Raw genomic sequence first — 12,204 nt, 5'->3', positions numbered from 1 at the left:
CTCATGGCCGAGCTGCTCTCGTTCGGCCAGAACGGCCGGTGGCGCCGGTTCCTGGCCTCCCGCGTGCCGGCCGGCGCCGGGCTGGTCCTGGACGTCGCGACTGGAACGGCCCGGGTGGCGGTGGGGGTGGCCCGGCGGGGGGCCGCCAGGGTCATCGGGCTCGACCAGAGCGAGCCCATGCTTCGGTCCGGGGTGGCGAACGTCGCCGCCCACGGGCTCGACGGCCGGATCTCGCTCGTGCTCGGACAGGGCGAGCGGCTTCCCTTTCCGGACGGTACGTTCGACGCGGTCACGTTCACGTACCTGCTTCGGTACGTGGACGACCCGGCGGCGGAGCTGGCCGAGCTGGCCCGGGTCCTGGGGCCGGGAGGCGTCCTGGCGAACCTCGAGTTCATGGTGCCCGTGCACCCTGCGTGGCGCCGTGCGTGGTGGCTGTACACCAGGCTGGTTCTTCCGGCGGCGGGTCGCCTCGCCTCGATGGCGTGGTACCGGACCGGGCGGTTCCTGGGTCCGTCGATCTCGGAGTTCTACCGGCGGTACCCTGTGGCCGATCAGGGCCGGATGTGGCGAGCCGCCGGGCTCACGGACGTTCGGTTCCGGTCCATGAGCCTGGGTGGCGGCATCGTGATCTGGGGAACGAAACGTGCGTGAGGGGACGTTGAAGAGCGACGCGCGGCCCGCGTTCTACGCGCTTCGTTCGGGCGGCTGGCGGGACTACTGGACCCTCCTGCACCCGCCGTACACGGCCTGGCACCTGTCCTACGTCGCCATCGGCGCGGCGGTGGCGCCGCGGTTCGACGGCGGACGGCTGGGAGCCAGCGTCCTGGCGTTCTTCCTGGGCGTGGGCATCACCGCGCATGCGCTGGACGAGCTCTCCGGCAGGCCGCTCGCCACCCGCATCCCCGACCGCGTGCTGTGGGCCATGGCCCTGATCGCGCTGGCCGGGGCCGTGGGGCTCGGCGTGCTGGGGGCGGCCAAGGTGTCGTGGTGGCTGCTGGCGTTCGTGGCGTTCGGCGCGTTCATCGTGCTGGCCTACAACCTCGAGCTGTTCCGGGGCCGGTTCCACGGGGACCTGTGGTTCGCCCTCGCCTGGGGGGCCTTCCCCGCGCTGACCGGAGCCTTCGCCCAGGCGGGAACGCTCCGGCCCGCTGGCATCGTGGTCGCGGCGGGGTGCGCCGGACTCTCCGCGGCCCAGCGGACACTGTCCACGCCGGTTCGAAGGCTCCGGCGTCGCGCTGTTCGGGTGGAGGGCTCGGTGGAGTACGCGGACGGCTCGGTGGAACGGCTGGACGCCGCCGTCCTTCGCGCGGCCCCGGAGCTGGCCCTTCGGATCCTGGCGCTGGCCCTGTCGCTGCTGGCCGCCGGGCTGGTCGCGGCCCGCCTGGCCTGAGCTCCGGTGCAGCGTCCCTCGCGCCGGCGAACGGCACCTCCCGAGCAGCGGGTCCGAGCGATGTTCGACCAGATCGTGAGCCGCTACGACCTGTTGAACGACCTCCTCTCGTTCGGGTTCGACCGGTGGTGGCGGCGGCGGACGGTGGCCTCCGTCACCGTTCCCCGCGGGGCGATCGTCCTCGACCTGGGGTGCGGCACGGGCCGCCTGGGCGAGCTGTTGGCCGGTCGATGCCGTGTGGTGGGGGTGGACGTCAGCGCCGGGATGCTCGCGGAAGCGAGTCGGCGGCTGGGCCCTCGCGTCCGGCTGGTTCGGGGCTCCATGTTCCATCTGCCGTTCGCCGGCGAAAGCCTGGAGGGGGCCGTGAGCGGGTTCGTGCTGCGGAACCTGGACGACCTCCCGGCGGCATTCGCCGAGCTGGCCCGGGTCCTCCGCCCCGGCGCCCCCGTCGGGATCGTCGACGTTACCGAGCCACGCGGCCGCCTGGCCGGGCGGCTGTTCGACGCGTACTTCTCTTGGGCCGCGCCGGCGCTGGGCTCGCTGGTGGGTCGCCGCGACGCCTACCGCTACCTGGCCCGTTCGCTCGCGCAGCTTCCGCCGCCGGGCGAGGTCGCGGAGATGCTGGAACAGGCGGGATTCGACGTCGTGCGGGCGCGTTCGCTGGCACCGGGAATGGTTACGCTCTGGACCGCCCGGCGGGGGATCGGCGTGAGCAAGGCGTGAGGTTACGGCATGGCTGAGCTGGCACGGCGGGTCGGATTGGGCCTCGCGGCGCGGGGCTCGGTGTCCGACGCCGTGGACTGGGCCGACCGGGCCCGGCGGGCCGGCCTCGACTCGGTGTGGATCCACGACTCCTACTTCGAGCGCGAGGCCGTGACGTACGCCTCCGCCATCGCCTCGCAGGTCGAGGACACCCACGTCGCGCTGGGGGCGGTGAACCCGTTCACGCGCCACCCGGTGCTGATCGCCATGACCGTCTCGTCGCTCGACGAGATGGCGCCGGGCCGGATCATCCTGGGGCTGGGGAGCGCGCTGCCGCTGCGCCTGGCCCAGATGGGCATCCCGTACACGCCGCAGGAGGGTCACGACCGAGTCAGCGCGGCCATCGACGCGGTGCGGGCGCTGTGGCGAGGGGAGCGCATCCCGCCGGGCGTGGACGGCGTGCCGCCGGTCGAGCCGATGTTCCCGCCGGTCCACCACGTGCCGATCTACGTCGCCGGATACCGCACGCCCATGCTCGAGCTGGCCGGACGCAAGGGTGACGGCTACCTGGCCCGGCCCCTCGAGTCGCTGGCGTCGTTCCGCAAGATGGTCCCGAAGATCCGCCGCGCGTCCGTGGAGGCCGGTCGCTCCGAGGACGCCGTGCACGTCGCGGGGTACCTGTTCGGGCTGGTCGACGCCAGCCGCCGGGAAGCCCTGAACCGGGCCAAGCGAGAGCCCTTCGTCATCTACATGATGGCCATCCAGACGGACGTGGCCCTGCGGCGGGCCGGGCTCGACCTGGGGCTGCGGGACCGGATCGCCGCCCTGTGGCGCTCGGAGGACTACCACGCCGCCGCGGAGCTCATCCCCGACCAGATGATGGACGCCTTCCTGCTGTGTGGGACGCGCGAGGACATCGCCGAACGGGTGTGGGACTACCACCACGCCGGCATGGACCTTCCGGTGCTCCAGCCGGTGGTCCAGAACGAGGAGCAGGTGGACGCGCTGCTGGAGGTGGCCGCGCTGTACGGCAGCGGGCGGGCCCGGGCCGCCGTACCCGCGCAGCGGGAATCCGACGCGGCGGCCGTCACGGCCGGCGGCGGGTTGGCGGACGAGGAACGGTTGGGCCCGGGGGTCCGGCTGGCCCGGCGAGCCGCGGCCTGGTACGAGATCATCCGCCCGTTCAGCTTCACCGCGTCCACCGTCCCCGTCGCCGCTGCGGCCGGGCTGGCCGCGCTGAAGGGCCGGTTCACGTGGGGGCTGTTCCTCGCTGCGCTGTTCGGCTCGGTGCTTCTGCACGTCGGAACCAACGTGGTGAACGAGATCTACGACGTGCGCAAGGGGGTCGACAAGATCACGTCGCCGCGGGCCAGCCACGCGCTGCTGAAGGGCCGCGTGACGGAACGAGAAGCGTTCCTGATCGCCCTGGCCGCGTTTGTGGCGGCGGCGGGCCTCGGTGTGTGGATGATCGTGGAGCGGGGCTGGCCCGTGGTGCTGCTGGGGCTGGCCGGGCTGATCGGCGGATGGGGCTACACCGCGCCGCCGCTCGAGTACAAGTTCCGGGCCCTGGGGCTTCCGCTGGTGTTCCTGCTGATGGGGCCGCTGATGGTGATCGGGTCGTACTTCGTCATCACGGGGACGTTCGACTGGGCCACGGTGGCGGTGAGCATCCCCGTCGGGTTGCTGGTGACGGCCATCCTGCACGGGAACGAGTGGCGCGACATCGGCGAGGACGCCCGCGCGGGCGGGTCGACCTTCTCGGTCCGGGTGGGGCGCCGCGTCGCCCACATCGGCTACCTGGCCCTCGTGGTCGGCGCCTACCTCGCGCTGGGGGTGGCGGTGCTGGTGGAGGCCCTGCCGGTGCAGTCCCTGCTGGCGCTCCTGTCCCTGCCGCTGCTGGTCCGGGTGATCCGGGACTCCGAGCTGGGGTCGATCGGCCAGCAGCGCGCCATCGCGATGATCGACCTGGAGACCGCGCAGCTGCACGCGGCGTTCGGGTTCCTGCTGGTCATCGGGCTGGTCATCGCCGCGGCGGTGCGGTGACCGGAGGGCCGGCGGGGGACCGGGTCCCCGAAGTGAGGCCGGGTCGCGACAGGATCCTCATGGCCGCCATCCCGGCCGCCTACGGCGCGTTCGCGGCGACCTTCCGCGGGCCCCGGGCCCGGTTCTGGCAGCGCATGACGGCAACCGGGCTGTCGCTCGGGACGGTGGCCCTGCTGGCCGAGCCGGAGCTCCGTGACACCAGGATCCGAGCCCGGGACGTCGGGCTCGGCGTGGCCGCCGCTGCCGGGCTGTACGCGATCTTCCAGGTGGGCGACCGATTCGCTCGCCGGCTGATGCCCAAGGGGGCCGACGAGATCGACCAGGTCTACGAGCTGCGCTCGCTTCGCCCGGCCGGCGAGCTGGCCGGCCGGCTCGCCCTGGTGATCGGCCCGGCGGAGGAGCTGTTCTGGCGAGGGCTAATCCAGCGCAGACTAGCTGAGCGGCTCGGCCGCTGGAGGGGCGCGGCGGCGGCGGCCGCCGCGTACGGCGGAGCCCACGTCGTCACGGGAAACCTCACGCTCACCGGCGCGGCCGGGACGGCCGGCGCCTACTGGAGCGCGCTGGCGGCGGCGGGGATGCCCATGGCCGCGCTGGTGGTCAGCCACGTGGTGTGGGACCTGTGGATCTTCCTGGTGGCGCCCACCGCCCGTCCGGCCTCGTCGAGGCCCGCCCGGGCCTAGACCGAACCGGCCACCACCGACAGGATGTCGTCCCCGTAGCGGTCCAGCTTGGCCGGCCCGATGCCGGGCACCGTGGCCAGCTCCTGGCGGGACCGTGGGCGGCGCTCCGCGATGCTCCCCAGCGTCGAGTCGTGCAGCACGACGTAGGCGGGAACGCCGTCGGCCCGGGACCGGTCCAGCCGCCACCTCTTGAGGGCGTCCACCAGCGGTCCACCCGGGATCGGAGGACGCGGCGTGAGCGCGGGCGAGGCACCCGCCGCGGACCGCCCCGGCCGGGAGTCGACCGGCCGAAGCGCCGGCGGCCCGCCCAGCTCCTCGACGAACCGGCTTCGCCCCACCCGCTGATCCAGCGGCCAGGTCACGTAGAGGTGCCGGCGGGCCCGGGTGATGCCCACGTACAGCAGCCGGCGCTCCTCGTTCTCGTCTGCCTGGGCCCGGCCGGAGCGGAAGGGAAGCTCCTTCTCCAGGAGCCGGGGCAGGAACACCGCGTCGAACTCCAAGCCCTTGGCCCGGTGGTAGGTGAGCAGGTTCACCCCCCGCGCGGACGCCTCGCCGGCGAACCTGCGTCCCAGGTCGGCCACGAACCCGGCGATGTCCCCGTCGGGATGCGCGCCGGCGAACTCGGCGGCCAGGGCCCGGAGCCGGGCCAGGTCGGCCTGGCGGGTCGCCTCCTCCGCCGAGTCGGGCTCGGCGTCGGGACGGTACCCCAGCGCATCGGTGGTCCGCTCCACCGCCGGGGCGACGTTGCCCGATTCCCGCCGCAGGCGCTGGAGCGCGGCACGGGGCCCGGGGCGCCGGAGGAACTCGCCGTCCCGGACCTGGTACGGCACGCCGGCGGCGGCGAAGGCTTCCTCGAACGGCTCGGAGCGGGCGTTGATCCGGTACAGCACCGCCATCTCCTCGTACCGGACGCCCTCTGCCCGGTGGAGGCGCCGGGCCTCGTCGACCACGAACGCGGTCTCGGCCTGAGGATCGGGGAGCATTCGCACACCGGCGGGAGGGCCGTCCGGCCGGGTGGCCCGCAGTGACTTTCGGAACCCGCCCAACCCTTCCGACAGCCGGTTCGCCGTGGCCAGGACCTGCGGGGTCGAGCGGTAGTTCTCCTCGAGCGTCACCACCCGCGCCTGCGGGAACCGCTCCCGGAACCGGAGGAGGTACGAGGGCGTGGCGCCGGTGAACGAGTAGATGGTCTGGTAGTCGTCGCCGACCACGCAGAGCTCGTCGCGGCCGCCCAGCCACCGCTCCAGGAGGGCCTGCTGCACCGGGTTGACGTCCTGGTACTCGTCCACGGTGAATGCCAGGAAGCGCCCCCGGACCTCGGTGGCGGCCTCCGGGTGCCGGTCGAACAGCCGGACGGCCAGGCCCAGCATGTCCTCGAAGTCGAGCCGCCCCAGGATCCCCTTGCGGCGCTCGTACCTCGCGTACAGGCCCGCCATGAGGTCGGACGGGATGGGCGGCTCGTGGTCGCCCAGCGCGTCGAGGTAGCGGTCCGGGGGGACCATGCGGTTCTTGGCCCACTCGATCTCCGAGGCCAGCTCGCGGCGGGGGACGAAGCGATAGGGGCGGGGGAGGGCGTTGGCCAGGCTCGCGATGAGCGGGCCCTTCGCGTCGAGCACGTCCGGGAGCGGGCGATCCTCGAACCGCGGCCACAGCCGGCCGAGCTGGGCCAGCGCGGCGGAGTGGAACGTCCTGGCTTCCACGCCCTCGACGCCCAGCGTCCGCAGGCGCGACTTCAGCTCCTGGGCGGCCTTCTCCGTGAACGTGACCGCCAGGATCTCCCCAGGGCGGAACTCGCCGGAGGCGACCTGGCAGGCGATGCGCCGGGTGATCGTGGTGGTCTTCCCGGTCCCGGCCCCGGCCAGGATCACCACCGGACCGCGCACCGCCGCGGCCGCTTCCCGCTGCGCGGGGTTCAGCCCTTCCAGGATCGCTTCGGGAACCGTCACCGCCGGGGGATGCTACCGGGCGCCGGTGACACTTCGGGCGAGGGGAGGTCAGCTGCTCGGCTCGGGCTACGCCTGGCCCCCCGACATGGCCGCGTGATCGAGCGAGCGAAACGCCGCCGCTTCGGCGGCCGTGGACGGCCCCAGGGTCCGGTTGCGGCCGGGCAGCCGGCGCCTGAGCTGCTCGAGCTCCCGCCGGGTGAACTCGCATCGCGTGGTGATGGGGTCGAGGCCGTACAGGCGAGCCGCGTTCAGGCCCAGGATCTTGTCCTTGATCCCCCGGGTGAGCTCCGGGTAGCCGTACCGCTCCTGGAACTCGGCGCTGATCTTGAACGCGCGCATGGCCTGGATCTGGTCCTGCGGCGAGCCGTAGAACAGACAGTCCGTGCCCCACACCACGTTGTCCTCGCCCACGTGCTTCAGCAGCTTCCCCAGGACGTGGGCGGCCTGGTCCGGGTACCGCATCACGTACCACCATGTGGACCCGAGCTCGGCGTACACGTTCTGGTTCGGCCCGATCCCGGCCCTGCGCATCGACGTGATCAGGCGGTTCACGCCGACGTTCGCCGTCCTCCGGGCGTACGGCCCCTCCGGGACCCCCGCCTCGAACCCCGAGTGGTAGACGACGAAGTTCGCGTCGGGATGCGCCCGCGCCGCCGGGCCGACGTCCTGCGGCGATGCGTACGGGCTTCCTCCGCTCAGGCCCTTGTGGACGCAGATCGTGGGCACGCCCAGACGGACGGCCCGCTCGATGAACCGATGGCCCACCTGCGGGAGCGTGGGGTCGTGGTCGTCCAGCCACCATCCCCGGCCGTTGTGCTCGAACACGTCCGGGAAGTGCGTGAACGTCTTCCAGGCTGCGATCCGGTACCGGCGGGCCACGTCGTCCATGGCGGCCAGGGACGACTCGGACGGGCTGACGTTCGGGAGGACCTGCCCGTGCAGGAGGACCCGCTCGTCGCGGCACAGGCCCTCGGCGATCCTCCGCGTCTCGTCCATGATCCGCGGCGAGAGCGGGCTTCCCTCCGGATAGATGGGCAGGGCCGAGAGCACGAGCATGGACGTGTCGCTGCGCAGGAACATCAGCTCCAGGAAGCTCTCGATCGAGTAGCACACCCGGGGGTCGTCCTCTCCGCAGGACTTCTGGGGGAACCGTTCCCAGAAGTCCTGGCCGTTCAGGATGGGGTTTAGGTCGTATTCCAGCAGATGGCCCTGGACGTCGAACACGAACTCCTCCCCGCCGATCGCCTGGTGCGCCGGCTCGGGCTCGGTGGTGGCTTCGGTGGGGATCGCGTACGTGCCCCCGGGCGTGGTGCCGGGCGCGGTTGCGCGGGTGGCGGCCCGGGTGCACGCGTCCAGCACCAGCAGCGTGGTGGCGGCCCCGCAGATGGAAAGCAGGAACTCCCGGCGGCTCATCCCGGCCCGGCGGGCGTTGCGCTCGCAGGCCTCCCTGGCCAGGCGGACAGTCTCCCGGAGGACGGGGGGGAGCGGCTCGGGGTCGTACTCCGCGTTCGAGCACGGCCCGAGCTTGACGGGCAGTCCCGGGTCCTCGTCCTTCCAGTCCACCGCCCCCGCTCCCATGCCCTGTTGACCGCCGGGAACCGGCCGGGGTTCCAGGCGGTCAGTCATCCGGGATGGAGTCGAAGGTACGCGCTTCTCGGGCGGCCGTGGTGGCGCTGGCGCTGGTCGCCGTTGCATGCGGGTCTGGACCCACCGCCCCGCGAGCCTCGACTCCACCCGTCGAGACCACCATCGCCGCACCGCCGTCCCCTTCGTCCTCGCCGCCCTCCGCTCCGCCGCCGGCAGCCGCGGCGAAACACTGGCCGATCAAGCACGTCGTGTTCCTGATCAAGGAGAACCGGACCTTCGACAACCTGTTCGGGACGTTCCCGGGCGCCGACGGCGTTTCGTTCGGCTACGACCATGGGGTGCGGCGACCGCTCACCGTGGGCACCGACGGCGGCATCGGGAACGAGGACATCCCCCACTGCTACACGTGCTCGCGGCAGGCGTGGGACCAGGGGAAGATGGACGGGTTCAACCAGGATCCGGTGTCGGATCAGTGGGCCTACACGCAGCTGGTCCGGACCCAGCTGCCGAACTACTGGCACTGGGCCCGAGAGTTCGTGCTGGCCGACCACTTCTTCTCCTCGGCCCAGGGGCCCTCGTTCCCGAACCACCTCTACGCGATCGCCGCGCAGTCGGGTGGCGCGCACGACAACCCCAGGCGGCACGGCCGGTTCCGGTCCAGCAACACGTTCGGATGCGACGCGCCCCCCGGGCAGACCGTGACCATCGTGGACTCCGAGGGCCACCAGGTGCAGGTCCCGCCGTGCTTCGACTTCCTGACGGAAGGTGACCTGCTGACCAGGGCCGGGATCGACTGGGCGTACTACGCGGCGAACCCGGACCAGCTCGGCTACATCTGGTCGGCCTACGGAGCGATCCGCCACATCCGCGAGACGAAGCAGTGGCCCAAGCACGTGCTGCCGGTGGACGACCTGATCGGCGACATCCAGGCGGGCCGCCTCCCGCCCGTCACGTGGATCTCGCCGAGGTACGAGGTCTCCGACCACCCCATCTACAACTTCTGCCTCGGCGAGAACTGGTCGACCCAGGTCATCGACGCGATCATGCGGAGCCCCATGTGGAAGTCCACCGCCATCTTCGTGACGTGGGACGACTACGGCGGCTTCTACGACCACGTGCCGCCGCCGCAGGTCGACGGGTTCGGGCTGGGGATCCGGGTGCCGTTGCTGGTGATCTCCCCGTACGCGAACCGCGGCGTGATCGACCACCAGCTCGGCGAGTTCTCCAGCGTGCTGCGGTTCATCGAGGACCGCTGGGGCCTGTCCCAGCTCACCGGCCGGGACCGCCGGGCCATGGACCTCTCCTACGACTTCGATTTCACCGGCCCGCCTCACCCGCCGGATCCGCTGCCGCTGCGGACCGACTGCTGAAGCGGGCCGCCTCTGTTTCCGGCGAGGGCGGGTAGGCTGTTCGGACATGCCACCGGACACCATCGCCGAGCTCCGGGCCGCCGGATATCCCGACCGCACGGTCAAAGAAGAGCTTCGCGAGAACCTCCTGATGCGTCTGGGGCGCGGGAACCCCATGTTCTCCACGCTGGTGGGGTTCGACGAGACCGTCCTGCCCGCCCTGGAACGAGGGATCCTGGCGGGGCACGACCTGATCCTGCTGGGCGAGCGCGGGCAGGCCAAGACCCGGCTGGTCCGGCACCTGGTCGAGCTGATGGACGAGGAGACGCCCGCCATCGAGGAATGCGAGGTCAGCGACCACCCGTACCGGCCGATCTGCGCGCGGTGCCGGGACCTGGTGGCCGAGGACGGCGACGCGGTGCCGGTGGCGTGGATCCCCCGAGACCGCCGGTACTCCGAGAAGCTCGCCACGCCGGACACGAGCGTGGCCGACCTCATCGGCGACATCGACCCCATCCGGGTGGCGGAGGGCCGGTACCTGGCCTCCGAGCTGACCATCCACTACGGCCTGATCCCGCGGACCAACCGGGGCATCGTGGCCATCAACGAGCTCCCCGACCTTCCCGAGCGGATCCAGGTCGCGCTGTTCAACATCCTGGAGGAGCGCGACGTGCAGATCCGGGGCTACAGGGTCCGCCTGCCCCTCGACCTGCTGCTGGTGGCGACGGCGAACCCCGAGGACTACACGCACCGGGGCCGGATCGTGTCGCCGCTGAAGGACCGGTTCGGCACGCAGATCCGTACCCACTATCCGGAGACGCTGGCCGACGAGGTCCGGATCATGGACCAGGAGGCCCGCCGGCCCGCCGGCGAGGTCCCGGTTCGGGTTCCCCGGTTCATGAAGGAAGTGCTGGCCGCGCTGACCGCGGAGCTCCGCCGCTCGCCGCACGTGAACCAGCGCTCGGGCGTCTCGGTCCGATATTCCATCGGGAACGTGGAGACGCTGGCGGCCGCGGCGGTGCGCCGGGCGGCCCGGTCCGGGGAGCCCGAGGCTGTTCCCCGCGTGTGCGACCTGCCGGCGGCGATCGACGCGTCGCTCGGGCGGGTCGAGTTCGACACCATCGAGGAGGGGCGCGAGAACGAGATCCTGGTACGGGCCCTCCGCAACGCCGAGCTGGAGGTGTTCCGGCGCCGCCTGGCGGGGTTCGACTTCCAGCGGATCCTGGGACGGTTCTCCGAGGGGTTCGGGGCCGAGACCTCCGACCTCATGCCGGCGGCGGTGTTCCTGGACCAGTTCGGGGACCTGCCGGGGCTGGCCAAGCTGCTGGGGCGCCTGGGGGTGGAGGAGGAGAGCCCCGGCGTGGCGGCCGCCGCCCTCGAGTTCGCGCTGGAGGGACTGCACCTGTCCCGCCGGCTGAACAAGAACGCCCAGGCCAGGGGCGGCGCGCGCTACGAGGGCGTCGAACCGGCCGGCAGGTAGCGTCTTCGGCCCCCTGCTGTTCGGCTCGGGCCCGGTTGAGGGAATCCCATCGCCCCGGTACGATTTGCCGTTGCATGATCCGGACCAGGCGGTGGGGTGACGTCGCTCGGATGATCCCGTTCCGGGGATGCTGTACCGGCGGGCTCGCCGCGGCCGCTCTCCGGCTCCCGCGGCAGTAGCCGATTCGTCCGCCCCATCCACGCCAGCCCGCAAACCCGAGGAGGAATCCCGCTCATGGCCGCACATACGCTCGACGTCCGCGACGTCTCCTGCCCCATGCCGATTGTGCGCACCTCGCAGGCCATGCAGAAGCTTGGCCTGGGCGACACGCTGGAGGTGCTCGCCACCGACCGCGGCGCGCTGTCCGACGTCCCGGCCTGGTGCACGACCACCGGGAACGAGCTGGTCGAGCAGTCCGAGGAGGGCGGCGTTTTCCGGTTCGTCCTCCGCAAGGCACCGAGGAGCATGGCATGACCGACCTGCTGACCGAGACGGAGCTCCAGCCCGCCGCCGCGTCCGGCGACGAGAAGGTCGACGGGCTGGCCATCATCGCGTGGTCCGGTGACCTCGACCGGATCTGGCCGACCCTCATCCTGTCCACCACCGCCGCGGCGAGCGGCATGCAGGCCACCGTGTTCTTCACGTTCTGGGGCCTGTTCTCGCTGGTGAATCCCGGCGTGCGCATCACCGGCGACCACTGGATGCGAAGATGCTCTCGGTGATGAACCCGGGAGGCGCGCACAAGGGGAAGCTCTCCAAGCTGAACTTCGCCGGCGCGGGTCCGGCCATGATGCGGAAGCTGGCCCGCGACTACAAGGTCCCGGAGCCCCAGGAGCTGCTGGCGCTGGCCCAGGAGATGGGCGTCCGGCTGCTTCCGTGCCAGATGACCATGGACCTGCTGGGCCTGAAGCCCGAGGACCTGATCGACGGCCTGGAGGAGCCGGTCGGCGCGGCCACCGCCCTCCTGGAGATGAAGAAGGCGGACATCCAGCTGTTTATCTGATGAGAATTGGGGAGGGGCTACCCC

General features: G+C 72.0%; 10 protein-coding genes and 1 pseudogene. 9 read left to right on the top strand and 2 right to left on the bottom strand.

The features are described 5' to 3' along the window. Positions 1-3: 3 nt before the first annotated feature. The 5 genes from M3Q23_17010 to M3Q23_16990 are packed head-to-tail and all read left to right on the top strand — an operon-like array spanning position 4 to position 4,815. Positions 4-651 carry a class I SAM-dependent methyltransferase gene (locus tag M3Q23_17010; GenBank protein ID MDP9343753.1) on the top strand — a complete coding sequence of 216 codons (648 nt, stop codon included), beginning with the start codon at positions 4-6 and terminating at the stop codon, positions 649-651. After that, a complete protein-coding gene (locus M3Q23_17005; GenBank protein ID MDP9343752.1) occupies positions 644-1,390 on the top strand; it encodes a hypothetical protein in 747 nt (248 codons plus the stop codon). The genes M3Q23_17010 and M3Q23_17005 overlap by 8 nt, the downstream gene beginning before the upstream one ends. A gap of 60 nt (positions 1,391-1,450) precedes the next feature. After that, entirely contained in the window at positions 1,451-2,113 is a 663-nt protein-coding gene (locus tag M3Q23_17000; GenBank protein ID MDP9343751.1) for a ubiquinone/menaquinone biosynthesis methyltransferase, read from the top strand. A gap of 9 nt (positions 2,114-2,122) precedes the next feature. Continuing rightward, positions 2,123-4,135 (top strand): LLM class flavin-dependent oxidoreductase, encoded by a 2,013-nt coding sequence (locus M3Q23_16995; protein ID MDP9343750.1) that lies wholly within the window; start codon positions 2,123-2,125, stop codon positions 4,133-4,135. A gap of 59 nt (positions 4,136-4,194) precedes the next feature. Further along, a complete protein-coding gene (locus tag M3Q23_16990) occupies positions 4,195-4,815 on the top strand; it encodes a CPBP family intramembrane metalloprotease (protein ID MDP9343749.1) in 621 nt (206 codons plus the stop codon). On the opposite strand, the gene M3Q23_16985 is transcribed toward M3Q23_16990, so the two are convergent. After that, on the bottom strand, positions 4,812-6,761 hold the full coding sequence (locus tag M3Q23_16985) for an ATP-dependent DNA helicase UvrD2 (GenBank protein MDP9343748.1): 1,950 nt from the start codon (positions 6,759-6,761) through the stop codon (positions 4,812-4,814). The two genes, M3Q23_16990 and M3Q23_16985, sit on opposite strands and share 4 nt — an antisense overlap. A gap of 66 nt (positions 6,762-6,827) precedes the next feature. Then, positions 6,828-8,387 carry an amidohydrolase gene (locus M3Q23_16980; protein MDP9343747.1) on the bottom strand — a complete coding sequence of 520 codons (1,560 nt, stop codon included), beginning with the start codon at positions 8,385-8,387 and terminating at the stop codon, positions 6,828-6,830. Between the two features lie 5 nt (positions 8,388-8,392). Here M3Q23_16980 and M3Q23_16975 point away from each other — a divergent pair, with 5 nt between their 5' ends. The 4 genes and pseudogenes from M3Q23_16975 (at position 8,393) to M3Q23_16960 (ending at position 12,180) form a co-directional block, all read left to right on the top strand. Further along, on the top strand, positions 8,393-9,718 hold the full coding sequence (locus M3Q23_16975; protein ID MDP9343746.1) for an alkaline phosphatase family protein: 1,326 nt from the start codon (positions 8,393-8,395) through the stop codon (positions 9,716-9,718). Positions 9,719-9,764: 46 nt separating this feature from the next. Continuing rightward, entirely contained in the window at positions 9,765-11,177 is a 1,413-nt protein-coding gene (locus M3Q23_16970; GenBank protein ID MDP9343745.1) for an AAA family ATPase, read from the top strand. A 234-nt stretch (positions 11,178-11,411) separates the two neighbouring features. After that, positions 11,412-11,651, top strand: coding sequence for a sulfurtransferase TusA family protein (locus tag M3Q23_16965; GenBank protein ID MDP9343744.1), 240 nt, complete (start codon positions 11,412-11,414; stop codon positions 11,649-11,651). Continuing rightward, positions 11,648-12,180 (top strand): annotated as a pseudogene (locus M3Q23_16960) (DsrE/DsrF/DrsH-like family protein). Before M3Q23_16965 ends, M3Q23_16960 begins: the two are co-directional and overlap by 4 nt. Positions 12,181-12,204: the final 24 nt, after the last annotated feature.

It is taken from the genome of Actinomycetota bacterium (genome assembly GCA_030774015.1).
GTDB lineage: Bacteria > Actinomycetota > UBA4738 > UBA4738 > JACQTL01 > JALYLZ01.
The sequence above is the reverse complement of the archived record's forward strand: the minus strand, read 5'-3'. Positions and strand labels throughout refer to the sequence as shown.